Source organism: Nostoc sp. DedQUE12b (genome assembly GCF_034530835.1).
Lineage (GTDB): Bacteria > Cyanobacteriota > Cyanobacteriia > Cyanobacteriales > Nostocaceae > Nostoc.
Genome location: NZ_JAVRCI010000008.1, coordinates 118,192 through 141,614, shown reverse-complemented (window position 1 = coordinate 141,614; position 23,423 = coordinate 118,192). Strand labels below are relative to the sequence as shown.

23 protein-coding genes are annotated in these 23,423 nt (G+C 41.6%); 5 read left to right on the top strand and 18 right to left on the bottom strand.

Annotated elements, in window-relative coordinates; all coding sequences use genetic code 11:
* Positions 1-19: 19 nt before the first annotated feature.
* The 8 genes from pseG to RMY16_RS06600 are packed head-to-tail and all read right to left on the bottom strand — an operon-like array spanning position 20 to position 7,784.
* On the bottom strand, positions 20-1,510 hold the full coding sequence (gene pseG, locus RMY16_RS06635) for a UDP-2,4-diacetamido-2,4,6-trideoxy-beta-L-altropyranose hydrolase (RefSeq protein ID WP_322735708.1): 1,491 nt from the start codon (positions 1,508-1,510) through the stop codon (positions 20-22).
* Complete coding sequence (locus RMY16_RS06630; protein ID WP_322735706.1) at positions 1,507-2,796, bottom strand: aminotransferase class III-fold pyridoxal phosphate-dependent enzyme; 1,290 nt, start codon at positions 2,794-2,796, stop codon at positions 1,507-1,509. Before RMY16_RS06630 ends, pseG begins: the two co-directional genes overlap by 4 nt.
* Positions 2,797-2,798: 2 nt before the next feature.
* Complete coding sequence (locus tag RMY16_RS06625; protein ID WP_322735704.1) at positions 2,799-3,575, bottom strand: glycosyltransferase family protein; 777 nt, start codon at positions 3,573-3,575, stop codon at positions 2,799-2,801.
* Positions 3,572-4,246 (bottom strand): class I SAM-dependent methyltransferase, encoded by a 675-nt coding sequence (locus RMY16_RS06620; RefSeq protein WP_322735703.1) that lies wholly within the window; start codon positions 4,244-4,246, stop codon positions 3,572-3,574. Before RMY16_RS06620 ends, RMY16_RS06625 begins: the two co-directional genes overlap by 4 nt.
* A 1-nt stretch (position 4,247) precedes the next feature.
* Positions 4,248-5,132 carry an aldo/keto reductase gene (locus tag RMY16_RS06615; RefSeq protein ID WP_322735702.1) on the bottom strand — a complete coding sequence of 295 codons (885 nt, stop codon included), beginning with the start codon at positions 5,130-5,132 and terminating at the stop codon, positions 4,248-4,250.
* A complete protein-coding gene (pseC, locus tag RMY16_RS06610; RefSeq protein WP_322735700.1) occupies positions 5,129-6,352 on the bottom strand; it encodes a UDP-4-amino-4,6-dideoxy-N-acetyl-beta-L-altrosamine transaminase in 1,224 nt (407 codons plus the stop codon). Before pseC ends, RMY16_RS06615 begins: the two co-directional genes overlap by 4 nt.
* A complete protein-coding gene (pseB, locus tag RMY16_RS06605) occupies positions 6,310-7,299 on the bottom strand; it encodes a UDP-N-acetylglucosamine 4,6-dehydratase (inverting) (protein WP_322735699.1) in 990 nt (329 codons plus the stop codon). Before pseB ends, pseC begins: the two co-directional genes overlap by 43 nt.
* 59 nt (positions 7,300-7,358) lie before the next feature.
* Entirely contained in the window at positions 7,359-7,784 is a 426-nt protein-coding gene (locus RMY16_RS06600; protein WP_322735698.1) for a tetratricopeptide repeat protein, read from the bottom strand.
* A gap of 888 nt (positions 7,785-8,672) precedes the next feature.
* On the opposite strand from RMY16_RS06600, the gene RMY16_RS06595 reads away from it, so the two are divergent.
* Entirely contained in the window at positions 8,673-8,891 is a 219-nt protein-coding gene (locus RMY16_RS06595; RefSeq protein ID WP_012407469.1) for a DUF4327 family protein, read from the top strand.
* Positions 8,892-8,975: 84 nt separating this feature from the next.
* Here RMY16_RS06595 and RMY16_RS06590 read toward each other — a convergent pair whose 3' ends face one another.
* From RMY16_RS06590 to RMY16_RS06580, 3 genes are all read right to left on the bottom strand, one after another.
* Positions 8,976-10,256, bottom strand: coding sequence for a protein kinase domain-containing protein (locus tag RMY16_RS06590; RefSeq protein ID WP_322735696.1), 1,281 nt, complete (start codon positions 10,254-10,256; stop codon positions 8,976-8,978).
* A gap of 194 nt (positions 10,257-10,450) precedes the next feature.
* Positions 10,451-12,436, bottom strand: a complete 1,986-nt coding sequence (locus RMY16_RS06585; protein WP_322735695.1) for a serine/threonine phosphatase — start codon at positions 12,434-12,436, stop codon at positions 10,451-10,453.
* 333 nt (positions 12,437-12,769) lie between these two features.
* Positions 12,770-13,585 (bottom strand): basic amino acid ABC transporter substrate-binding protein, encoded by an 816-nt coding sequence (locus RMY16_RS06580; RefSeq protein ID WP_322735693.1) that lies wholly within the window; start codon positions 13,583-13,585, stop codon positions 12,770-12,772.
* A gap of 131 nt (positions 13,586-13,716) precedes the next feature.
* On the opposite strand from RMY16_RS06580, the gene RMY16_RS06575 reads away from it, so the two are divergent.
* Entirely contained in the window at positions 13,717-14,919 is a 1,203-nt protein-coding gene (locus tag RMY16_RS06575) for a PLP-dependent aminotransferase family protein (protein WP_322735692.1), read from the top strand.
* 125 nt (positions 14,920-15,044) lie between these two features.
* Here RMY16_RS06575 and RMY16_RS06570 read toward each other — a convergent pair whose 3' ends face one another.
* The 4 genes from RMY16_RS06570 to RMY16_RS06555 all read right to left on the bottom strand — a co-directional run bounded on the left by RMY16_RS06570 (position 15,045) and on the right by RMY16_RS06555 (position 18,104).
* Entirely contained in the window at positions 15,045-15,500 is a 456-nt protein-coding gene (locus tag RMY16_RS06570; protein WP_322735690.1) for a hypothetical protein, read from the bottom strand.
* Positions 15,501-15,862: 362 nt separating this feature from the next.
* The gene (locus tag RMY16_RS06565; RefSeq protein ID WP_322735688.1) at positions 15,863-16,486 is read right to left on the bottom strand and encodes a J domain-containing protein; all 624 of its coding nucleotides are present in this window, start codon (positions 16,484-16,486) and stop codon (positions 15,863-15,865) included.
* Between the two features lie 233 nt (positions 16,487-16,719).
* Entirely contained in the window at positions 16,720-17,331 is a 612-nt protein-coding gene (locus tag RMY16_RS06560; RefSeq protein WP_179067384.1) for an ATP-dependent Clp protease proteolytic subunit, read from the bottom strand.
* Positions 17,332-17,441: 110 nt separating this feature from the next.
* Positions 17,442-18,104 (bottom strand): ATP-dependent Clp protease proteolytic subunit, encoded by a 663-nt coding sequence (locus tag RMY16_RS06555; protein ID WP_289797597.1) that lies wholly within the window; start codon positions 18,102-18,104, stop codon positions 17,442-17,444.
* Between the two features lie 238 nt (positions 18,105-18,342).
* On the opposite strand from RMY16_RS06555, the gene RMY16_RS06550 reads away from it, so the two are divergent.
* The 3 genes from RMY16_RS06550 (at position 18,343) to RMY16_RS06540 (ending at position 21,258) form a co-directional block, all read left to right on the top strand.
* On the top strand, positions 18,343-19,599 hold the full coding sequence (locus RMY16_RS06550; RefSeq protein WP_322663197.1) for a VWA domain-containing protein: 1,257 nt from the start codon (positions 18,343-18,345) through the stop codon (positions 19,597-19,599).
* Between the two features lie 12 nt (positions 19,600-19,611).
* The gene (locus RMY16_RS06545) at positions 19,612-20,892 is read left to right on the top strand and encodes a VWA domain-containing protein (protein WP_322735686.1); all 1,281 of its coding nucleotides are present in this window, start codon (positions 19,612-19,614) and stop codon (positions 20,890-20,892) included.
* A 141-nt stretch (positions 20,893-21,033) separates the two neighbouring features.
* Positions 21,034-21,258, top strand: a complete 225-nt coding sequence (locus RMY16_RS06540; RefSeq protein WP_322735684.1) for a hypothetical protein — start codon at positions 21,034-21,036, stop codon at positions 21,256-21,258.
* Between the two features lie 385 nt (positions 21,259-21,643).
* Here the strand turns inward: RMY16_RS06540 and RMY16_RS06535 are convergent, their stop codons facing one another.
* The 3 genes from RMY16_RS06535 to RMY16_RS06525 all read right to left on the bottom strand — a co-directional run bounded on the left by RMY16_RS06535 (position 21,644) and on the right by RMY16_RS06525 (position 23,303).
* A complete protein-coding gene (locus RMY16_RS06535; protein ID WP_322735682.1) occupies positions 21,644-21,844 on the bottom strand; it encodes a hypothetical protein in 201 nt (66 codons plus the stop codon).
* A 91-nt stretch (positions 21,845-21,935) separates the two neighbouring features.
* Positions 21,936-22,358 (bottom strand): DUF5615 family PIN-like protein, encoded by a 423-nt coding sequence (locus tag RMY16_RS06530; RefSeq protein ID WP_322735680.1) that lies wholly within the window; start codon positions 22,356-22,358, stop codon positions 21,936-21,938.
* 18 nt (positions 22,359-22,376) lie between these two features.
* Complete coding sequence (locus RMY16_RS06525) at positions 22,377-23,303, bottom strand: AraC family transcriptional regulator (RefSeq protein ID WP_322735679.1); 927 nt, start codon at positions 23,301-23,303, stop codon at positions 22,377-22,379.
* Positions 23,304-23,423: the final 120 nt, after the last annotated feature.

Sequence of the window (23,423 nt, the reverse complement as noted above, 5' to 3'; positions counted from 1 at the left end):
TTATTTTGCAACTGGAGTTCTATTTGTATCTGATTAAATAAACTACCTCATGTTCTCCTAATTTAGTTTTTCCCATATTTTTAAACCCAGCTTTTAAAAAAGCTTTTATTGATATTTCATTATTGGGCTTTGCATAGGCATTAATAATAGTAATATTTGAATTTAAAAATATTTTTTTACATCCTAAATTAATTAGATGAATACTATACCCTTGATAACGAAATTTTTTATCAATACTTATGGAAATAATGGCTTTATCGCCCTCTAGCTCATATCGAAATTGACCAATAGGCACATCATTTCTATCAAGACCAATGTAGATAATAGAAGTAGGACAATGCAGTCGTGATTGGAACCATTGAACATGATGTTCCCAAGGTATAAGTTTTGTGGAAAAGGAAACAGCCCGTACCTCTGGGTCATTTGACCATTCCCATAACAAACGACAATCTTCTTGGCACGCCAAGCGTAATTTTAACAACTTGGCTTCTAGATATTTCAGTACGCGCTTACTTCCTTCGCCATCTACTAACTCTTGACCACATCTAGTCATTTCTACTCGTGTATGTGCAGCTCTTAATAAATGAGCAACCGCCGACGCTATTTCAGCAGCAGAAACATCCTCATGCCAACCAAGATGAACAGATACCCCCATTTCATTTAATTTTTGTGCGATCGCTCGTTGATTGTCAGCCAAAACTAACACGATACTTGGTAAACCCATAAAAGCCAGTTCCCAGCTAGTAGAGCCACCAGCTGCGATCGCCACATCAGCCCAAGCCATTAGTTCGGGCATATTAGTTACATTCCTCTTCAAGTGGATGGGAAACCTTGAATCTAAGGAAGCTGATTGCAATTGTTCATCATGAGGATTACTTCCCCCCACCACCACAACAGTTTCCAAGGCATCCAATTCCACTAATTGCAGGGCTTTTATAACTTTAAGAGTTACATTATTTGGATCGCTACCACCCAATGTTACCAAAATCTTACGAGCGATCGTCGGGGTCTCTCTCTTCCAGCCGCGCCACTGCCAAAACTCCCGGCGTAATAGAGCGTATTTCACACCCAGTAGAAGCTGAGTATAAGGTTCTCGGCTCGTGTATAGACCCTCATGAGCATAAATATTCTGATTCAAGACCACATCTGCATAGTAGTGATCTGCGTGTGCATAATCATCAATAAATAGCAGGCTTAGACCAGCATCTTTGATTACTCGTTGATACTCAGCACCAAAGTGGTATCCATCCGCTACTAACCAATTTGCATCTAGCTGGCGTGCAAAACTAGCAGTTTCCCTTGCATCCTCAATACTTCCCCAAGAAACTGACAGGTGAACTACTTTTATTCCCTCTGATAGCAGCCTCTGTTCTAACGCAGGAACTGAGTTAGACATTAAAAAGATTGCCTGTTTCTCAGTGTTCTGCCAAGCTTGAGCTAATGCCAAACAACGCATTAAGTGACCAGTGCCAATTTGGGTACATGCATCAACACAAAAAACTAAATTCATCTGATTTTAAATAATGGTTCTAATGGTTGACATTTGAGATATTTCTCTAAGGATTGATTGTCAATTACATCTTTTAAAATCTGAAAAACTTGGGTGTAAGCTGTTAGCAGGTTTTCTATATCAGAATCACTATGGCAATAACTCATATTGTGAGTTCCAAGGGTCAGAATTCCTCTAGCAAACATTTCTTGGAGAAAAAGGGTTTTAATCTGCAATTGGCTATATGGGTTTACTTCTTTAAAAAGTAAGAACGACCAACAAGAGTGACCAGATATAGATAAAATATGAGAGATTTGATAATGCTCTATGAGTTGCTGCACACCTGATATGATTTTTTGCCCTTGCTTTTTCAGTGTTGCAATAACTGGTAGCTGCTGCAACTTATTCATTGTTGCTTTAGCTGCTGTTAAAGAAAGTGTTTCACCTCCAAATGTAAAAGAGAAAAAGACTTCCTCCATTAACTGCATAATCTCCGCTTTACCTGTTACAGCAGATACAGGATAACCATTGGCTAATCCTTTTCCAAAAGTTGCTAGGTCTGGTATTACACCGAAATATTCTTGTGCTCCCCCATTTGCAAAACGAAATCCTGTAATAGTTTCATCAAAAATTAGAAGTGCGCTATTTTGATGAGCTAACTGTTTGACATCTTCTAAAAAGCCTTCTTTGGGTTCAACTACATTCATCGGTTCCATTATTACCGCAGCAACTTCATTGGGGTACTGCGTAAATATCTGATGCAATGAATCTAAGTCATTGTAATTAAAAGAGTGAGTCAAAGCTCGAACTGGCTTTGGTACTCCTCGATTGCGAGTAGTAGAGGAAATATACCAATCGTGCCAACCATGATAGCCGCATACAGCAACATGATCTCGTCCTGTGTAAGCCCTAGCTAAGCGAATTGCTCCTGATGTTGCATCTGAAGCATTCTTGCTAAAGCGTACCATTTCGGCACAAGGCACTATCTCAACCAGTTTTTCAGCCACCTGCATCTCAATAGGGTGAGGTAAGGAAAAAAGCACTCCTTGTTCTATTTGTTGAAGCACCGCCGCATTTACATCTGGGTCACTGTACCCAAGTGTTATGGCTGCTAAACCATTGATGAAGTCAATATACTCATTCCCATCAACATCCCAAACATGGCTACCAAACCCTTTATGTATGAAATAAGGAGAAACACCAAAGGGATATTGAGTTTTACTCTTACTAAAAGTTTGGGTTCCCAATGGTATTGTTTGAAGTGCCCTTGCCAAAAATATTTCTGAATTATAATAACGTTCTGACATAGTTAATCTTCCCCAATCTTTTTTAGAAACAATTCATCAACCAGTAATGATTTTTGTAAACTTTCGTTACGCTGATAGCAAGTATTAAAGTTTTTCAAATAGGAATTTAATTCTAAAAAATCTAAAATATCTTGAGTCGTAAACTTAGAGTTATTTGGATATAAAGCTTCGTAGATATTTGCAATTAATGAAAAGTCTAATTGTTCATCAACAGTCCAACGTAAATGGGACAAGTTAGTATTATTCTTATAACCTCCTATATAAAAAAGGTGCGGCTGTTGATTCATAAAAGGAGTTACATGCTCCCTTTGTGAAGGAAGCTTTGCCTCTTTCCAAGCTTTTTCTAAGCATTTGAAACGGAATATTTCTATATCCAAGCCATCAGGATAAGTGGGTTCAAGAGCATTACTAACATAATCAAAACATCCAGTTAAATAAAATTTAATAACATTATCAATTAAATCTGGATCGGCTAGTGGGCAATCACCTGTTAACCTAACTATATGCTCTGGAGAATGCGATTTAGCCGCTTGGTAAAACCGATCTAGGACATCATCTAAATTTCCACGGTAACATTCTACATTGATATTTATACACAAATTTTCAATAGCATCGTCTGTAACATCTTTGCTTGTGGCAACCAGAATATTATCAATCAGCTTTGCACGCTTTATTCGTTCAATTTGTAGTGCTAACATCGGTACACCAAGAATTGGCTTGAGCACCTTTCCCCTAAAACGGGATGAAGAAAACCGTGCTTGAAGAATTGCCAAAATCATGTAACCTCCTGATAAAAACCTTGTAAAGACTTTTGCAGAAGAGTACAAACCCACCTAGAGGAGGAATCACAAACTTGTATAGCTAACTCTCGCTGATCGTGATTGGATGTGATTTTAGCAATTTCTTGATAAGTGACTAATGCCTCAAATATTTTGGCGTAGTCTTGTTTATAGGTATAAATTTTTTCGTTTGGCAAGTGGTGATAGTGGCGACGTTGAGGATAATCTGGTAAAAAATCACCTAAAAGTAAAATACCACCATCGGCGGTTAATCTATCTACTTCAGCTATAGTTTTCACTAGATTTTCACGGTCTATCCAGTGCATTACAGCACCAATTATCACTAAATCAAACTGATACTTAATAGGGATATTTGTTAGTAAACCTTGATACAATTTTAAATTTGGATAACGCTGCTTACCATCTTGAATTGCTTCTAAACTTGCATCAATACCAACTAAATTTATATCTCTAAATTTTTCACTTAGCTTATTAAGCCGCCAACCATTAGCGCAACCCAAATCAACAATGTTTTTAATTTCTCTTTTTGGCTTTAATAAATCGATAAGATGCAAAGCCCAATCAATCTCAGTAGAACCAATTAATACTGCCTTATTTCGTTTAAACCACTGATTACCTTCACGTTCTATAAAAATTTGATCTTGTTTCATATTAAAATTTCCAATTTGTAGGATTTAATATAAAATTATCTGTTAAAGCAAATTGTAAAAATACATTTGCCTCTAAAAAAAAGCTGGCTTTAAACGCTAATAAAATTTCTGATAAATGTTGAATATTATTAATACCAATAACTATAGAGTCAATTTCCTGGATGTTTTTAATGAAACTTATAGATGCTTGCAATGGTGAGATATTATACTGCGATAGCATTTCATGATATTTTTTTAAATGATTTTTAATAGAATCAAAATAAGATGGCAGAGATTCTGGCTCCATTAATAGTAAACCTTGAAAAAATATGGAACGCGCATGAATTTCTATACCATTTTTCTTCAGATAACTTAAATTTCCACTGAGTAATAGCCTTTGATCCAAGACGTTAATAGGTAACTGAATTAAATCTATTGGATACTTTTCTAAAACACTTTCAATTTCTTCTTGAGAATAAACAGACACTCCTATTTTTTTGATCATTTTTTTTTCCTTAAGATGGAGCATTTTCTCCATCAGAGATTGTCCATTATTTGCTAGTAAATCTTTAGCTTGATGTATCAATAAACCATAAATAGAGGATTGATTTAATGTAGATAAAGATTGATAGAAAGTATTCTCTAAAAGTTTAACATCATCAGATGTAATACAATTTGAAGAAAATTTAGGAGTTTTTGTCACAATTTCAAAGTTATGATTATCAGGAATTAACTTTCCTAAAATTTCTTCACTAGTTCCATAAGCAGGGGCTGTATCTAAAACCTGGATTCCATTTTGACCTGCTAGCTCTATTATTTTTGCTACTTCCTCTGTTGGTGTTTTTCCTTCTTGATTAGATATTCCGTAATCTAAACCAAATTGTGCAGTACCAATACCTAATTTCATGACATAATCTTCTCTGATAGTAAAGTTTGTTTTATAGCCATTACTACTTGATCTTGCTCATTCTGAGTTAATGCATAATAAATAGGAATACTTATAGCTTCCTGGTAATATCTCTCAGCATTTGGAAAATATCCTAACTTAAAACCCAGTTTTTGATAATATGGCTGAGTGTGAATCGGAATATAGTGTAAATTAACACCAATTCCATCTCGACGCATTTCTTCAAACACCTGTCGGTGAGTTTTACTAATTTTGTCTAATTGCAAACGCATCACATACAAATGCCAGCTAGACATTGTATCTGGATGTTGCCAAGGTAAGACTAGTGGTAAATCTTGCAGCATCTGATTGTAGCGTTCAGCTAAAAAGCGACGGCGTTCCACAAACTCATCTAACCTTTGCATTTGGCTAGTACCCAAACTTGCTTGGATATCCGTCATCCGATAGTTAAAGCCTAAATCTAACTGCTGATAATACCAGGAACCATGAGGTTCACCTTCCATTAAATCTGGATTGCGAGTGATACCATGACTTCGCAATCTAATTAATTTTTTATACAACTTCTCCTGATTTGTAAGCACCATACCACCTTCGCCAGTAGTGATAATCTTGACTGGATGAAAGCTAAAAACCGCCATATCGGAAAATTGGCAGGAACCAATAGATTTTCTCTGATAGCTTCCGCCAATGGCATGAGAAGCATCTTCGATAATTTTGAAACCATAACGCTGTGATAAAGCGGCAATTTGTTCCATCTCACAAGATTGCCCTGCAAAATGCACGGGTATTAAGACTTTGGGCAAACAACCTTGCTTTTTTGCCTCACCTAACTTACTTTCTAATTCATCTACGCTCAAATTATAAGTATTTGGGTTAATATCAACAAAGTCAACCTTTGCACCACAGTAAAGTCCACAATTAGCTGAAGCAACAAAGGTATTTGGTGATGTCCACAGAATATCTCCTTGCCCCAAACCAGCAGCAAGGCAAGCAATATGTAATGCAGCTGTCGCACTAGAAACCGCTATGGCATATTTCGTTCTACAGTAGTTGGCAACAGCTTGCTCAAATCTCTCTATAGCTGGGCCTTGAGTAATCCAGTCCGAGCGCAAAACTTTAATTACGGCATCAATATCTTCTTGACTGATATCTTGCCTTCCATAAGGAATGTAGTCACTCATTGCTTCAGTATATCGAGTAGTTGGAAACCTTTTAGCCATTCTGTATTTATCTCAGAGCTATACTCAAACCCTTCTGCAACGGGGACTCCTTTCTCACTTAAAGCGTTGCAGGCATAATCCACAGAATGAGCATATTCAATAGTTGGTCTAATTACATAATGATCGGCAAACTCCAATACTAAATGTGAAGCTTCAGAAGAAAACATGGCCTCATGTAGCTTTTCCCCTGGTCTAATACCAATAATTTTAATTGGAACTCCCGGTGCAAGCGTTTCAGCTAAATCGGTAATTTTCATAGAAGGGATTTTTGGAACAAATATTTCTCCGCCATGCATTCTTTCAAAACTGTTAATGACTAAATCTACACACTGTTGGAGAGTAATCCAAAAGCGGGTCATACGTGGATCTGTAATAGGAATCTCTGTGGCTTTTTCTTGAATTAGTTTTTGAAAAAAAGGCACTACTGAGCCTCTTGATCCGACAACATTACCGTAGCGAACTACAGCAAACCTGGTTTTCATTGTTCCAACAATATTATTTGCCGCAACAAAGAGTTTATCGGCTGCTAGCTTGGTTGCACCATAGAGATTAATTGGATTAACTGCCTTATCTGTTGAAAGGGCAATCACCTTTTCTACTTCCTGATCAAGGGCAATATCAATAACATTATTTGCACCGTGAATATTAGTTTTAATACATTCCATTGGGTTGTATTCAGCAGCAGGAATATGCTTAAGTGCCGCAGCATGAATAACATAATCAACACCTCTCATTGCCAGACGCAACCGATCGCGATCGCGCACATCTCCAATAAAATAGCGCATCACAGGTGCGTTAAACTCTTGCGCCATCTCATACTGCTTCAGTTCATCCCGTGAATAAACGATGACTTTCTGAGGTTGATATCGGCTGAGAATCGTCTTCACAAATTGTTTGCCGAAGGAGCCTGTACCACCAGTGATTAAAATCGATTTGCCATTAAACATTTTGTATTTTTTTGTAATCTAAAAATTAATTATTTCGCAAAAATATTTAAGTGAAATTGTTAATTAGATTTGGGTTGATTACTTGTGCTGCGATCGCTATTTCCCTCTTGTTTCTTAATCTGCTCTAATACAACTTTGTAATCTTGCCGTTCGGGGTGCAACTTTACTAGCTTCTCTAAAGGTTCCATTGCACCTTTAGCATCCTTTAATTGCAACCGCAGCAAAGACAGTTTTTCTAAAGCAAGTTGGTTTTCTGGTTCCCGTTGTAAAACCAACTCGTACCCGCGCGCCTGTTGCTGTAATCCTGACTCAGGAGAAGCAGACGCAGTTGCTGGCTTTGGTTGAGTAGCCTGTTGGATTGCCGGAATTACTGCAAATACCGTAGAACCAAAAAACGAGAACATCGACACTATCGTGACAATCTTTTGTCGCCGCTGAATCTGTTTTTTGCGGGTAATTAGGTATTCTTCGTCTGAACCAGCCATGCCTGACATACTTGCTGCGGTAAATACTTAGGTATCAGCAAGCCTCCCGTTCTGAGGATACCCATCTGTTCAACAGAAACTAACATCCTCGCTAAAAATTTTTCACACAAACTTCAAATACTGACTATGAAGACAAGGGAACTTTATGCTAACCCATGCTGCACCGACAATTTTGCCATGCGATTGCTCCTATACCTCAAAGCAAAACCCTACCCTGCGCCCTAACAGGTCTTATTTTTTGAGCAAAATATTAAAATATAAAGATTTGCAATTATTTCGCCTAAAGCCAGATATTTGCGATAATATAAATAACATTTAAATTAACAGAAAGAGTAGACATTTCTACTCAATTGCAAATTTCCCTGTCAGTCAAAAACTTTTAAACTAGCTCTTATCCTATAGCTATTGCAACAAGCAAGCATATTTTTCCTAATTGAAACAAACAGAATTTTTCCAGTAGTCCTCAGTCACGCTACTTCGTGGAACTTCCTTGAGGAGTAATTATTCTGGTTAGCGTCCACAATACATATCTTACGAAAGGTAGTGTTGCACTCTTGCAGAAAAAAGGTAGAGGTAAAGGGGAAAAACAAAAGGGGCAAAGGTTAAAGGAAAAAGGGGAAAGATAAACATCCCTTACTTCTTCTCCCAAAACTTTTGTCTGGCTTCTGCAAAAAGTTTAAGGATCGCTTGGTAAAATTGGGATTTTCTGGTGGTAATTACCGTACAAAACCGAATTTATCAGTAACTTAGTAGAGTTTGTTATGGTATAGTTAAAAAGTTAAGACTAGCTTTACCAAATTAAACCACTCTACGGGCCGGCAACAATTGCAGAATGGAAAGCAGTTTTAATTAAGCATTTACCCACAAAATCAGAATTCAATCGAGGTTATGACTCAGCAAGTGATTCACCCAATGGTGAAATTGCAGCGCAATGTGCAATCACTCATAGAATCGAATATTATCAAGCCAAGCGATAGCATCTGGAAAATCGCTCTGCTCTATGGTAATGAATGGCAGCACTGGAAACAAGAACTGCTTGACTTTGGCTTTAGTATGCAAGACCCAGTTAGTGAATTGCTAGCTGTAGAAACTTGGGATGAAGAGTAGGGAATAGGGAATAGGGGATAGAAATTTTTAAAATTCTCCACTCCCTAGACACGATTAATCGCCTCTCTCCACACTCCCGACTCTCTAAACTTTACAGACAGCTAAAGCCGCAGCCAATTCCTTTGCATTTTGATAGCGATCGCGTGGCAATGGTTCTGTAACGCGATCGATAACATCTCTTAATTGGGAACTAATGGTGGGAACTTTTGCCACATCAAACCTGAAGTTTCGTCCTCGTTGGCGATAATACTTGAACGGGTTTTCGCCTGTGAGCAGAAAAATCAGCGTTGGGCCAATTGCGTACAAATCAGATTGAGTTAAAGGTTGTCCTCGTTCTTGTTCAGGAGCGCAGTAACCTTCTGCGCCAATTCGAGTACCGGGCGCTGTGCCAATTTCTTTAACTGCGCCAAAATCTAGCACCACTATACGATTTCCTGAACTTCGCACCATTAAATTGGCGGGTTTGATATCGCGGTGAATCAGTGGAGGCTCTTGGCTATGAAGATAGTCTAGAATATCACAGGTTTGGATCATCCAAGCGATCGCTTGGTTTGGTGTTACTGGGCCAGTGGTATAGACACGTTTCTCCAAATCTTGTCCGTGGATTAGTTCCATTGCCAAGTATTTTTTTCCGCCTTCTACAAAGAAATCATAATACTTGGGAATTCCAGGATGGTTAAGGGATTTGAGAGTGTGCGCCTCTCGCTCAAATAACTCTTGAGCTTTGACAATTTTTAGCATATCAGCATTCATTTGCTTCAACACCAGCAGTTGTGGCACACCCGCAATCAGACCAGCCTCATCCCAAGCCAGATAGGTAGTACCCATACCTCCTTGTCCAAGAGTTCGCAACACCTGATAATGGCGAATTCTCTGTTGGACTGAGAGAGGTTGACCACAGTGGATGCAAAATAGATTGTTTGGGGAATTGCCTTCGTGCGTGCAAGTGGAGAATGAATTTGCCGATTTTTTTGCCGAGTAAAGTGTCTCGGCGGCGTTTTCTTCTCTGCCTTGTTGTTGCGATCGCAAACCAGCTTCCAGTACTGTTACCTCTTGAATTTGGAATTGCAGTATTGGGCCTCCCTGTGCCAATTGCAAAAAGGAATTATCTGGTAACGGACTCTGAAGTACAAGGATACCGTTGAGAAAAGTCCCATTTGTACCTTGACTAATCAGCTGCCAAGCATCGCCATTGCTAGCATCACCGACTTTTCTTAGTTCTAGATGATGCCGCGAAACTAAACTATCAGTTAAAACAACGTGATTATCTGCCGCTCGACCAATCCGAATTATGGAGGAGTTCTCAAAGCACCACTGCTGGAGGGGCGTTTTCTGTTGCGGTTCTAACAGGGTCAGACTAACCACAATACAACCTACAAGGTAAATGGATTAGGGAATGGGGAATGGGGAAAGGGGAATGGGGAATGGGGAAAGGGGAATGGGGAAAGGAGAAAAAACCTTATATATTATTGAGCCTTCCAATCTTTTTACCCTTACCCTTTTCCCTTTAACCGAGCAGTATTGCTCCCCTGCTCCCCTGCTCCCCTGCCCATTTATGATTAACTTTCCAGATTTGGGCGTACTTTTGCCCGAATAAGTATACCAGTAATATTGTCGTGACCGTTGTGTTGATTTGCCAAATCAATTAAATCTGTAACACCCCGTTCTAAGTTAGCACCAGAACTAAGTAAGGGTTCTAAGTGGGCCTGCCAATGGGTTTCTAGTAAATCATTGTCTGATAAACCGTCCGATGCCAACAGCAGAAGAGTATCTTCGTTGATGTCGAAAAAGCCTACGTCGGGATTAATCGAGTTTTCATCACGAGGCCCCAAGGCTTGGGTAAGTTGGTAAGCATCTGGGCGGGCGTAAGCTATGCTTGCTTCTACTCCTCGGTTAATCTCTCGTTGCCCAACTTCGTGATCTACTGTGACTTGTTGTAGTCCCTGCTTGCGCGTCAGGCGATAGAGACGGCTGTCTCCCACATGAGCTACTGCTGCTTGAGTATCTTGAATTAAAAGCATTACTAAAGTTGTACCCATACGTCCAACTCCAGAACGGGCATCTTGTTGATTGAGCTTGTAAATTGCTTCATTAGCCAAATATACTGCCTCACGAATGCTATCTTCTGTTGGCATCTGGTTGCCAATCCAGTGTTCTTGAAAGTATTGCCGTAGGGTGTTGACTGCTAACTCGCTGGCTATCTCGCCGCCAGCGTGTCCACCCATACCATCACAAAGAATATACAAACCATGCCCTTCTAAAACTTGACTTTTGGGTAACTCCAGTTTATTAATTTTGGTTTCAATGCCAAAGTAGTCTTCGTTATGATGACGTTGACGCCCCACATCTGTGCGTCCTGCATCTTCTAAGCTACTTAACTGCATCGCCAGCACCACAGTTGGCATATCATCAGTTTTGCTAATGATCTCTTCTAACTCATCTGATTGCGGGGTAGTGGACACAGCAGTATTTTTCTCCTTTATTGGGGGCAAAGTTGCGGTTCCTAGTGCTTCTAGTTCAATAGAGATTTCCTCCAAACGCGATCGCAATTGGGCGATCGTCTGAATTTTACCTACCTCTAAATCCCCCAACATCTGAACTACGGAGCCAAATTGAGTCCGTTGCGACTGTCTAAATAGTGCTTGCCAAACCCTTCCCAAAGCTTGGATCGTTAACGGCTCCTCTGGAATAGTAGATGTTTGGCTTTGGGCATCTTCTGACGACTTCATGGCAGGTTGAGAATTCGGTGATTCCACATACAACCTTTGTAGTGCCAACGTTTGGTCTTCATCCAATCGCAAATTCGACAAATCTAAAAGGCTTTGACGACAATTTACTGGTTCCAATACTGCCCAAAGTTGGGTCATTTCATAACACCAGTGTAAAATTTTTAACGAACTAGTTGTTTCTTCTTGCCACAGGTCGAGTAAATACTGCCAATCCGAGCGGTTTTCGATTATTAATACCTGTATATCACCTTGCTGCCATGCGTCGTGAATCGACGGTATCCCCCGCTCACCTTGGGATTGTAAAGCAATATAAAGTTTAGCAAGGCGAGGAATTTCACTCGCTTCCACTGATGGCGTTAGCAAATCTGATTCCTGACTTTCTAGGATTGCCTCAATCGGTGATATTTGATACGGCTGACAGTCTAGAACTCTCACACCTACATCAGTAATAAAGGCAGTTTCCGTTTGAGCAGGTAGCGCATCTAATAATTGATAGCGCTCTTGGGAGTCTAAATAGGAGCCTAATGTCATCTGAGAAATAGGAAATGAGGAGGGGATTGCTTGTTCATCTCCCTCACCTCCCACATCTTCTACATCCCCTTCTCCTTTCAAAGCTTCCCCAGTTGTTTCTTTAGCAATAATTGCCCAAAACACTGTTCCACATTCTGTGTCACAGTTATGACATCGTAGTGCATTCACAGGTACATCATCGGTACTGCATTCGGGACAGACCTTGTGAGTCAGGGACGTGCCACAGTTTTGACAGAATTTATTGCTATTGGGGTTTTCAAATTTACACTGAGGGCAAATCAGCATAGTGGAAGTTCCTTTATTCCCATTCGTTCCAAGGTGCTCCTAGCTACTAAAATCCAAGGTGCCACAATTGGCTGTCCCTGACTACGGTAGATTGTAGTTTATCAATGAATTTTGGTGGCAGTATTAATTGTGACGCATATTAAATAAATATTTCATATATTGGCAGCTAATTCCTTAGAAATGGGGAATGGGGCGAGAAGATGACGGGGATGAGGAAGAAGCAGGGGAGCAGGGGAGCAGGGGAGCAGAGGAGCAGAGGAGAGAGTTGCAGTAAATTTTAATTTTTCCCCTCTGCACCTCTGCCTCTTGTGCCCAATGCCCAATGCCCAATTATCAAGAGTCTGGCAATTGTGGAGGTTCAGCGTCAAACCATTTTTGATAAATTTGCTTGTAAGTGCCATTGGATAACAAAGTTGCTATACCTTTGTTAATTGCATCTAAATGGGGTGAATCCTTGGGCATAGCAATCCCGTAGTATTCTTCGGTAAGCAAATCCGCAACAACTCTGATGCCTTTGAGTTTGCCATTTTTAATCGCATACAAAGTAGCGAAAGCATCGCTAACCACAGCATCAACGTTGCCATTGAGTAAGTCTTGGAAAAATTCTGGGCCAGAATTAAAAGTACTAATTTTGGCGTTGGGGATGGTTTTGGCAAAATCTGCCCCAGTGGAACCAATTTGGACAGCAATTTTTTTGCCTTTGAGACTATTGAAGTCTTTAATATTTTGATTGTCTTCGCGGACAGCGATCGCAAGCCCGGCTTTAAAATAAGGTCGTGAAAAAGCAATTGTTTTCAGGCGTTCGGCGGTAATTGTGATTCCACTAATTGCTGCATCAACTCTTTTAGCTTGCAAGGTCGAAATCATGCCATCAAAGGGCAGACTTTCAAACTGGACTGCAAAACTTGCTACTTTAGGGATGCCTGCGGCGGGCGACGCCAACGCATTCATCAAATCAATATCAAAACCTGCTAACTTACCGTCAGCTGTTTGAAATTCAAAAGGGACAAAGGTGGGGTCTGTGGCCACCTTGAGAAGTTTAGTGTCTGGGTTAGTAGTGGGATATAAACTCTGACAGGCAATAATCAGTAGTAGGCAGCCTAAACTTAGAATTAGCTGCTGCCACTTGAAGTTAGTTAATTTTGCCATAGTAATTTCGTACTAGCAAGCAATATTTACGATACTTGTCATGATGTTATAAGAAAGAATACATACGTAGAAGTTTTCGCTAATTGCCTTTGTGTGTGTTCTATATTCTGACTCCCAATTTTGAATTGCTTATGGCTCCTACTACTTCTGCTTATCAAATTACTGATTTGTTTGCCGAAAGAGCTAGAAATCTGACACCACCAACTTACGGCACTGAGTTAACCAAAATCCTTACCGTCAGCTTTGCCTATGGTCTGGCTGATCCAATTCTCTTTCCCCATGCTGACTTGTCTGCTGCAAGTGCAGCTGTACTGGCAGAAGAAGCTCCGATCGCTCTCAATTACGGGCCACCCTCAGCCCAACTTTATGAACAAATAATCCTCCGCTTGCAAGCTCAAGGAATTCCTGCCGATCGCGATCGCGTGATTATTGGCTACGGTTCTGGTCAGATTTTGGGCTTGCTACCAGATGTGTTTCTTGAACCTGGTGATGTGGTAATTGTGGAAGGGCCAACTTTTTTGGGAGTAGTTAGTAGATTTGTCCAGGCTGGCGCCCGCCTGATTACCATTCCTGTAGATGAAATGGGAATGGATGTAGATGCGTTAGAAGAAACTTTAAGCGACCTGAAAAAACAGGGTATTCGACCCCGTTTTATTTACACTATCCCTACTTTTCATAATCCCACAGGCACTACTATGCCGTTATCTCGTCGCCAAAAACTGGTAGCGTTAGCGGCTGAGTATGGCGTGTTGGTGGTAGAAGATGATGCCTACAGCGATTTGCGCTTCCAAGGCGAAGTTATGCCATCCTTAGCAAGCCTTGACAAGGAGGGGTGGGTGTTATACGTGAATACCTTCTCGAAAATCATTGCGCCCGGTATCCGGCTAGGCTGGGCTTGTGGCGATCCAGCAATTATTGAGCGGTTGGCAATGTTCAAAAGTGAAGGGACTGTGGGGCCGTTTGTCAGCCATGTGGTTGGTCGCTACTGTGCTACAGGCAAACTAGATTATCACATTCAGGAGCTAATCGCCTACTACAAACATAAGTGTAATTTGTTGTTGGAAGCGATCGCTCAAGAGTTTCCCAGTGATGTAGTTGCTTTGCGACCAAGTGGTGGCTTTTTTGTATGGTGTAAATTGCCACCAGACATCAGCGCCGAAGCACTCCTAACTGCTGCCAATGAACATGGCATCAGCTTTTTCCCAGGAACTCGTTGTTACCCCAATGGACAGGGAGATGATGCCATCAGGTTAGCTTTTAGCTTTCAACCAACTAAGAAGATTGTCGAGGGAATCGCTACCTTGGGAGCAGTGCTACGTGGATGGCAGCGATGATCGTACCAATTTTAGATTTTGTTGAAAGTCCGATATAAAGAAATCTCCGGTCAGACTTTCCAACTTACGAGCCCTAGCAATTAGCTAACCGCTCTCCCTTTTCCACATCTTGTGAAAAATCACGCTTAGTACCAGTTAGTGCGGGTAACAACGGTTCCGGTGCCGCAGACTAAGGCCGCGCGGGAAAGGCGGCCACTGAGATTATTGCCAACCTTTGTGTAGGCAAAGTTAATGCCCGGATCGACGGTTTCGCCAACATAGTCCCAACTGGTGGGGTTGGGGTTACTGCTCCGGGTGCGATCGAGGTAGACTTTGCAGTAAGGCGGCGCGTTGTCGATTCGTGCGAATGAACCGCATTGGCCGCTGTAGAAGTACTTCAGAGTTATGTTGCTTCCAGCCCAGGTTGCCCTCTTACTCTGCTGGAGGTTGTAGCGGCAGGGCGTGGATTCCGGGTAGCGACCTTCATAAGGGTAGTTTGGATAGCCCGGACTGTTGAACGGCGCAGCCTGAGCGGCGGTCGTAAATGCTAGCGATGTGGAGATGAATAGACCGAAAACCCTGGTGATTGTTCTGATCCCCATGAGTGGTTTCCAAATTCAATTTTATATTTATTTACTAGATTAACTGTTTATAGTAAGTAGGCAAAAAAATTTCTCAGTATGTAACAAAAATCTAAAGTAATTAACCCTCTTTAATCACTCTGAACAAAGAAAAATAAGAGCGTATTTTTTAACTGTAGATAAAGTAATAATTGAAGCGTTTCTTTTCTAAGAAAATCCTAAAATCAAGGTTTTTGGTAAAAGTTTTATACTCAGAACTAGCCCTTTCAAGGTGACTCAGCATTTTTTCGGAATTTATTTAACTGCATTAGTCGCAGATAACACAGAAGTAAGAATTATTGTCCAAAAATTTTACCTAGCTTGAAAGGGCTAATTTTGAATCTTTAAAAAATTTGCTCCAAGCGCTGGAAATCACGCTGGACTTCATACCAGAGACTTTTATTATGAGGGTCTGTTTTCAAAGCTTTTTTAAGATAAATTCTGGCTTTGAGTAGTTGTTTTTCGGAGATTAGCGCCCGTCCCCAAATTTGATAGGCGATCGCTAGCCATTGACGGACTTCTGCATCTGTTGACAAACGATCTGCTAAAGCTTCTGCCAGAGCGATCGCTTGGGGAAATCGTCTTTCTTGCAAAAATCGCTGCAATTGCTCATAAGTCTTCCACTTCAGCCGTTCTTCTATTTCCAACAGATTCGGCGGCTTTGGTTTCTCTGATTGTTGGCTTGTCACCGTTGTTACTGGTGTTTTCTGCCGCTGCGTTGCCTTGGCGTCGTCACGTCCAGACGTTGACACCTGACTTGAATGTACGCCAATTTCCTCTGGTAGTACTACCGTCAGCAGGAGTTTGTAAGCCTCGGTCAAGGCAATAAATTTATCTTTGGCTTTGTTGTCATCTGGGTTGATATCGGGATGATATTGCTGCGCCAGTCGTCGGTAAGACGCTTTGATGTCAGCAAAAGAAGCTCCCGATCTTAAACCTAGCAAACGGTAGCAATCTCCAAGATCCATCTTGAGCTATCAGCTATCGAATATTTAGCTATTGGCTATTATCTGTCAGTATCAGCTTCAAGCCCGGACTATTAATGATAAGGGCTAATTTTCTATTTTAAAGTTCAATGTTGACAGTTTGTTTAAAGAAGGGGAGTGGGGATTAGCGAGCTAGGAGTTAGGAGTTAGGAGTTAGAATTCTTCCTCTGCCCCTCTGCCCCTCTGCCCCTCTGCCCCTCCGCCCCTCCGCCTTTCTACTCCCCAGTTATTACCGAGGTTCGTTCTTCAATCACACGGTCAATTAAGCCGTATTCTTTTGCTTCTTCAGCAGACATGAAAAAGTCACGATCCATGTCTTTTTCAATCTTTTCTATGGTCTGACCGGTTTTATCGGCATAAATGCCATTGAGCTGGTGACGAATCCGCAGAATCTCTCTAGCTTCAATTTCGATATCGGTTGCTTGTCCACGGGTACCACCTGAAGGCTGGTGAATCATAATCCGTGAGTGAGGCAATGCTAGTCGTTTGCCTTTGGTGCCAGCTGCTAGCAGGAAAGACCCCATTGAAGCAGCTAAACCCACGCAAATAGTCACTACATCTGATTTGATATGTTGCATGGTGTCAAAAATCGCCATACCAGATGTAACCATCCCACCTGGGGAATTGATGTATAAATAAATATCTTTACCTGGATCATCTGAATCCAGATACAGCATTACAGCGATAATTTGATTGGCGATTTCATCATCAATATCACGCCCCAAGAATATAATCCGTTCCCGGTAAAGGCGATCATAGATGCTAATCCAATCTGTATATTGTCCCCCGGGCATCCGGTAAGGAACTTTAGGAACGCCTATAGGCATAATTTACTCCGTTTTTAATAATTTGGGGCAGTTGGAGAGTTAGGAATAACTGATAACTCCTAACTTAATAACTCAGCACTCAGCACTCAGCACTCAGCACTCAGCACTCACTAGAGGACACTGGCAGGGAGTGGGGGATTTGCGAGTTCTTCTTTCTCAAAAACTCGGTCAATCAAGCCGTATTCCTTCGCTTCGTAAGGTGTTAAATATAACAACCGATCCATGTCTTTAGTAATTTTTTCTGGAGCCTGTCCAGTGGTGCGATGTAAAATATCAACTAACGCCCCTTTATTTACCAAAACTTCCCTGGCGCGAATTTGAATATCCGTTGCTTGACCTTGGGCGTAGCTCTTGGGCTGATGCAGGATAATCGAGGAATGAGGCAAACTAGCGCGGCAACCTTTTGTACCAGCACTCAGAAGCATCGCTGACATACCCATCGCGGAACCGACGCAGATGGTATGTATAGGAGGTTTGATATATTTCATGGTGTCATAGATGGCGAAGGCTTCGGTTTCAAAGCCAATAGGTTCGCCACTGTAACCGGAAGTGCCGGTGGAGTTGATATAGATTTTAATCGGTTTTTCGGGATCGTCGGATTGCAAAAACAGCAATTGGGCCACGATTAATTCCGTGACAGCAGGCACCAGAGGCATCCCAATATAGACAATTCGCTCCTTCAATAAGAGGGAAGGTAAATCTGGCGGTGGTGTCCGGTAAAAGTTATCGCCGTAATATGGGGCTTGAACAGCCTTAATTGGGGAAATGTCCATAGCAACTGATCGCCTGAAACTATGCCGTTAACTGTAATACATCCTAGCGCGATGCCAGTCTTCCTTAAGGTGCGGATTTCTCCCTAATGCTGAAGGTGGCTTCGCATCTGCCAATGCTTGGCTTCTAAGATATTCTGATTATATTAGTGTATTTATGTTAGATAAGTTTTCCGTAGAGCTAAAGTAGTGCTTTGAAGTTATTTTTTAATATGTATATCCTGAATAGGGACTCTGAGTTATGAAGGTTAATTTGCAGCCTGCCTTGAATGATGGTAATTTGGACGCAAATCAACTGAACAGTCAACGTCAGTTGGGAATTTCGATTTCGGCGATCGCAGAAAATCAAGACCGCCATGTACCTTTGAATTTATGTTTAATTCTCGATCATAGTGGTTCGATGAATGGGCGATCGCTAGAAACGGTGAAAAAAGCCGCGAATCGTCTGGTAGATAGACTCAACCCTGGCGATCGCCTCAGTGTGGTAGTTTTCGATCACCGGGCCAAAGTCTTAGTACCCAGTCAAAGTATCGAAAATCCAGAGAAAATCAAGCAGCAAATTAATCGCCTAGCCGCCGATGGTGGAACTGCAATTGATGAAGGACTCCGTTTGGGGATTGAGGAGTTGGCGAAGGGCAAAAAAGATACTGTTTCCCAAGCCTTTTTGTTAACCGACGGGGAAAATGAACACGGTGATAACAATCGCTGTTTGAAATTCGCCCAATTGGCTGCTAGCTATAATTTGACTTTAAATACTTTGGGATTTGGTGACAACTGGAACCAAGATGTTTTAGAAAAAATTGCCGATGCTGGCTTAGGTACTTTATCTTATATTCAAAAACCCGAACAGGCGGTGGAAGAGTTTAATCGCCTGTTCAGCCGCGTTCAAACCGTGGGATTGACTAATGCTTATCTGTTATTCTCTCTGATGCCCAATGTCAGGTTAGCGGAACTTAAACCTATCGCCCAAGTTTCCCCAGACACAATCGAGTTACCACTGCAACAAGAAGCTGATGGACGTTTCGCTGTGCGATTGGGAGATTTAATGAAAGATGCAGAACGGGTAATCTTAGCTAATATTTATTTGGGACAATTGCCAACAGGTGAACAAGCGATCGCTAATGTGCAAGTCCGCTACGATGACCCAGCCGCTAACAAAGTAGGTTTAGTTACACCAAATATACCAGTTTATGCCCATGTAGTGAAAAACTACCAAGCAGACCCGAATCCCCAGGTGCAACAGTCTATTTTGGCATTAGCGAAGTATCGCCAAACCCAGCTAGCCGAAACGAAATTACAACAGGGCGATCGCTCTGGTGCGGCGACAATGTTACAAACGGCTGCGAAAACTGCCTTGCAAATGGGAGATACTAGTGCAGCGACAGTGTTGCAAACTTCTGCCACCCAGCTACAATCTGGTGGAGATTTATCTGAAAGCGATCGCAAGAAAACCAGAATTGTCTCCAAAACAGTTTTGCAAGATACTCCTCCCCAGTAAACTCAAGTTTAGATGAAAGTTAAATTGCTCTCGGCGTTAAATGACAATAATGTTGATCTGGCTCAAACAAGTAGCCAACGTCAATTGGCAATTACAATTTCGGCAATCGCTGGTGAGTCCGATCAAAATCTCCCTCTTAATCTCTGCTTGATTTTGGATAAAAGTGGTTCCATGCATGGACATCCAATTAAAATGGCGATCCAGGCGGTGGAAGGTTTAATCGATCGGTTGAAAGTAGGCGATCGCATCTCGGTTGTAGCTTTTTCTGGCACTGCGGAAGTCATTATCCCTAACCAAGCGATTGAAGACCCCGAAAGCATTAAATCTCAAATAAAAAGCAAACTGACTGCTAGCGGCGGCACTGCGATCGCTAATGGTTTGGAATTGGGAATTACAGAACTGATGAAGGGTACAAGAGGCGCTGTTTCCCAGGCGTTTCTGCTGACGGATGGGCATGGTGAAAGCGGTTTGCGGATTTGGAAGTGGGATATTGGGCGAGATGACAATAAGCGCTGTCTGAAACTGGCGCAAAAGGCTGCCAAGCTGAACCTAACTATCAACACTTTCGGATTTGGCAATAGCTGGAATCAAGATATGCTAGAAAACATTGCCGATGTCGGTGGTGGTACTTTAGCTTATATCGAACGTCCCGAACAAGCTGTAGATCAATTTAGCCGACTGTTTGGACGGATTCAATCGATTGGGCTAACTAATGCTTACTTGCTGTTATCTTTAGTGCCCAATGTCCGATTAGCAGAATTGAAACCCATTGCCCAAGTTGCCCCAGACACAATCGAGTTACCAGTGGAAACTGAAGCTGACGGTGGCTTTGCTGTGCGTTTGGGAGATTTGATGCAGGATGTAGAACGGGTAGTTTTGGCTAACATTTATCTGGGACAATTGCCAGAAGGGAAGCAAGCGATCGGGCATTTGCAAATTCGTTATGATGACCCATTGGTTAACGAACAAGGTTTACTTTCGCCCTTGATGCCAGTGTATGCAGATGTAGTGCAGGCGTATCAACCGACATCTAATCCCCAGGTGCAACAGTCTATTTTAGCATTAGCGAAGTATCGCCAAACCCAGTTAGCCGAGGCTAAATTGCAACAAGGCGATCGCACTGGTGCAGCCACAATGCTACAAACAGCAGCCAAAACTGCCTTACAAATAGGAGATAAAGGTGCAGCGACAGTGTTGCAAACTTCCGCCACTCGCTTGCAAGCTGGGGAAAAACTTTCTGAAGCTGACTTGAAGAAAACTAGGATTGTATCAAAGACTGTTTTACAGGAATAGTAATTCAGCCTTGCTAATTAACGGTATGAAAGTTTCGCGCTAAAGCGCAAAGCGAGAAAAAATATTTTATTCCTCAATTGAGCAACAAAGTAGTCGCATATTCCTAACTTATTAATTAACAACCAGCGAAGAGTTTGACTTATGCTGATCCAAAAGATTGTCCAAGAATTGCAAGACATCCCTGAAGACAAACTAGCAGAACTTTATGACCTAATTCACTACTTTCGGCTAGGTTTAAGTCAAGAACATACACAACCTCTTGCGGTGAGCGAAGTCGAACCGCGCACCCCTGGTTTATTGAAAGGACAACTCGGTGATGCTTTCTTTGAACCACTACCAGAAGATGAACTCCAGCAATGGGAATGAGCTACCTCATCGACACCCATATCCTGCTGTGGTGGCTCTTTGACGACCCAAAACTCCATATTGACTGCCGAGACATCATGCTAAAAACTAAAAATTTTAGAGAAGGGTAAATAAATTTATTAATATAATTACGAATCGGTTTTAACTTTCCCAAGTGTCGCAGAGGCTTCAATTTTTCCAACATAAAGTGAATGCGCTGAAAAATTAAATATAACTACGCGATCATAGTAATGTCTAGGTATTAAATTAATATATTAAGCAGCATCTGAAGGATTTTTGCTGAATGAAGCGATCCCAAGCTAGTGGCTTAACGATATGCCAAAATGAATGCAGAAATTACTTAAATAAATAAGTAAACTGGGGTTTGAGAAAGTAAAAGCTTGTTTTACTTACGGAAAACACCAAAATGAGAAAATAAAAGCTGCTTTTGAGAAAGTAAAAGCTTGTTTTGCTTGCGGAAAACACCAAAATGAGAAAGTAAAAGCTGCTTTTGAGAAAGTAAAAGCTTGTTTTGCTTGCGGAAAACACTAAAATGAGAAAGTAAAAGCTGCTTTTGAGAAAGTAAAATGTCATTTTGAGTAAGCAATATGTCTTTTCGCTTATTGAATATGAAGTTTTGACAAAGCAATAAGCCTTTTTGCTGATTAAATATAAATTTTAGTTAAATATGCGAAAGGTTAGACATCAGGCAACAATGGTAAACGACGAATACGAATACGGCTTGGCTCAACTGTAACGGCTGCTCCTTGTTCCAAATCCTCTTCACACTCAGCGATTACCGTCAGCAACAAATTCGCTAATGCTTGAGAACGTAACCTTTCAATCCGAATACGAATGACTGAAGGAGTAGTTGCTTCATCAAGTGCTAGCAATGTATGAAAATCTGCATTGAGTGTAGCAACAACACGTCTCTCTTCTCTAGCTTTCTGGATGATTTCTGCATCTTCAGCTTCAGACATCCCAATTTCACCCAGATAGATAGTGTCGATACCTGCATCACGTAGCAATACTGCCGCAGAGAGTGGTAATCCCCGATCAAGCAACAGTTTCATAGCGGTTAGGTAGTTCAATGATGCGATCGCCCAAGTAAGACGATGCAAAAATTAAGGCTTGTTTTCTTATTGCCCTAAATTGCTGCGAAGCTTGGCGATGTCACGATGCGGGGGAATACCAAATAGTTTTTTATATTCCCGGCTGAAATAAGACGGGTCATCGTAACCGACGCGAAAGCTGGCGATCGCCACATCAATGTTTTCGCCGAGCATCAGACGGCGCGCTTCCTGAAGCCGTATTTGTTTCTGGAACTGCAAAGGACTCATCGCCGTGACGGACTTAAAATGTTGGTGAAAGCTTGACACGCTCATGCCGAGTTCGCGGGCTGTATCTTCGATTTTCATCGGCTGATCAATGTTCTCGCGGATTTGCTTGACCACCCTGGAGATGCGCTGCGCGTCGCCTTCCGTAGTGATGAGCTGACCCAGGCGTGCGCTCTGTTTTCCCTTTAAAAGCCGATAAATGATCTCGCGAACGATCAGCGGCGCGAGAAACTTCATTTCGTCCGGCGTGTCAAATAGTTTCACCAATTTGACGACCGCTTCCAGCAAATCGGCATCAACCGGGCTGACATCCATCGCCTTGACTCCGGTGCCGCTTTTTTTAGTTTCGATGCCAGATTCAATCATCACCGCAGCAACAAGTGCTGGGTCGAGGTCTATGCGAAGATTCAAATAAGGTTTTTCCTCGGACGCTTCGACGACATTACTCATAATCGGCAAATCAAGCGTCGAGATTAAGTAATGACCGGAATCATAGTGAAATAATTCATCGTTCAAAAGCACATCTTTGCTGCCCTGCGCGATGACGCAGAAAGCGGGCTTTAATACGGATACCTGGCTCTCGGTCGGCTTCGACGATTGATAGATGAAAATACCTGGAAACACTTCCAAAAGGCTGTTTTCGGGAGCGAGACGAATCATTCTTTCGATCAGCTCCTCCCGATTGATCTGCATCTTTCGCTTTTCAAATTCTGCTTCTTTTGCGTTCATAAATTTATATTAAACATTTTGTTTCTGTTCAGCACGTTGCACGGCGATTTTTTGGAGAATTGTCCGGTTTTTTTCAATGAACGTCCTAACGCTATCCGTTTTCACGCCCGCATAATTGGA

What these genes read in the sequence shown, in the direction of transcription:
- pseG (WP_322735708.1), bottom strand. Translation starts at nt 1,510, where the DNA reads ATGAATTTAGTTTTTTGTGTTGATGCATGTACCCAAATTGGCACTGGT.
- RMY16_RS06630 (WP_322735706.1), bottom strand. Translation starts at nt 2,796, where the DNA reads ATGTCAGAACGTTATTATAATTCAGAAATATTTTTGGCAAGGGCACTT.
- RMY16_RS06625 (WP_322735704.1), bottom strand. Translation starts at nt 3,575, where the DNA reads ATGATTTTGGCAATTCTTCAAGCACGGTTTTCTTCATCCCGTTTTAGG.
- RMY16_RS06620 (WP_322735703.1), bottom strand. Translation starts at nt 4,246, where the DNA reads ATGAAACAAGATCAAATTTTTATAGAACGTGAAGGTAATCAGTGGTTT.
- RMY16_RS06615 (WP_322735702.1), bottom strand. Translation starts at nt 5,132, where the DNA reads ATGAAATTAGGTATTGGTACTGCACAATTTGGTTTAGATTACGGAATA.
- pseC (WP_322735700.1), bottom strand. Translation starts at nt 6,352, where the DNA reads ATGGCTAAAAGGTTTCCAACTACTCGATATACTGAAGCAATGAGTGAC.
- pseB (WP_322735699.1), bottom strand. Translation starts at nt 7,299, where the DNA reads ATGTTTAATGGCAAATCGATTTTAATCACTGGTGGTACAGGCTCCTTC.
- RMY16_RS06600 (WP_322735698.1), bottom strand. Translation starts at nt 7,784, where the DNA reads ATGGCTGGTTCAGACGAAGAATACCTAATTACCCGCAAAAAACAGATT.
- RMY16_RS06595 (WP_012407469.1), top strand. Translation starts at nt 8,673, where the DNA reads ATGACTCAGCAAGTGATTCACCCAATGGTGAAATTGCAGCGCAATGTG.
- RMY16_RS06585 (WP_322735695.1), bottom strand. Translation starts at nt 12,436, where the DNA reads ATGCTGATTTGCCCTCAGTGTAAATTTGAAAACCCCAATAGCAATAAA.
- RMY16_RS06580 (WP_322735693.1), bottom strand. Translation starts at nt 13,585, where the DNA reads ATGGCAAAATTAACTAACTTCAAGTGGCAGCAGCTAATTCTAAGTTTA.
- RMY16_RS06575 (WP_322735692.1), top strand. Translation starts at nt 13,717, where the DNA reads ATGGCTCCTACTACTTCTGCTTATCAAATTACTGATTTGTTTGCCGAA.
- RMY16_RS06570 (WP_322735690.1), bottom strand. Translation starts at nt 15,500, where the DNA reads ATGGGGATCAGAACAATCACCAGGGTTTTCGGTCTATTCATCTCCACA.
- RMY16_RS06565 (WP_322735688.1), bottom strand. Translation starts at nt 16,486, where the DNA reads ATGGATCTTGGAGATTGCTACCGTTTGCTAGGTTTAAGATCGGGAGCT.
- RMY16_RS06560 (WP_179067384.1), bottom strand. Translation starts at nt 17,331, where the DNA reads ATGCCTATAGGCGTTCCTAAAGTTCCTTACCGGATGCCCGGGGGACAA.
- RMY16_RS06555 (WP_289797597.1), bottom strand. Translation starts at nt 18,104, where the DNA reads ATGGACATTTCCCCAATTAAGGCTGTTCAAGCCCCATATTACGGCGAT.
- RMY16_RS06550 (WP_322663197.1), top strand. Translation starts at nt 18,343, where the DNA reads ATGAAGGTTAATTTGCAGCCTGCCTTGAATGATGGTAATTTGGACGCA.
- RMY16_RS06545 (WP_322735686.1), top strand. Translation starts at nt 19,612, where the DNA reads ATGAAAGTTAAATTGCTCTCGGCGTTAAATGACAATAATGTTGATCTG.
- RMY16_RS06540 (WP_322735684.1), top strand. Translation starts at nt 21,034, where the DNA reads ATGCTGATCCAAAAGATTGTCCAAGAATTGCAAGACATCCCTGAAGAC.
- RMY16_RS06525 (WP_322735679.1), bottom strand. Translation starts at nt 23,303, where the DNA reads ATGAACGCAAAAGAAGCAGAATTTGAAAAGCGAAAGATGCAGATCAAT.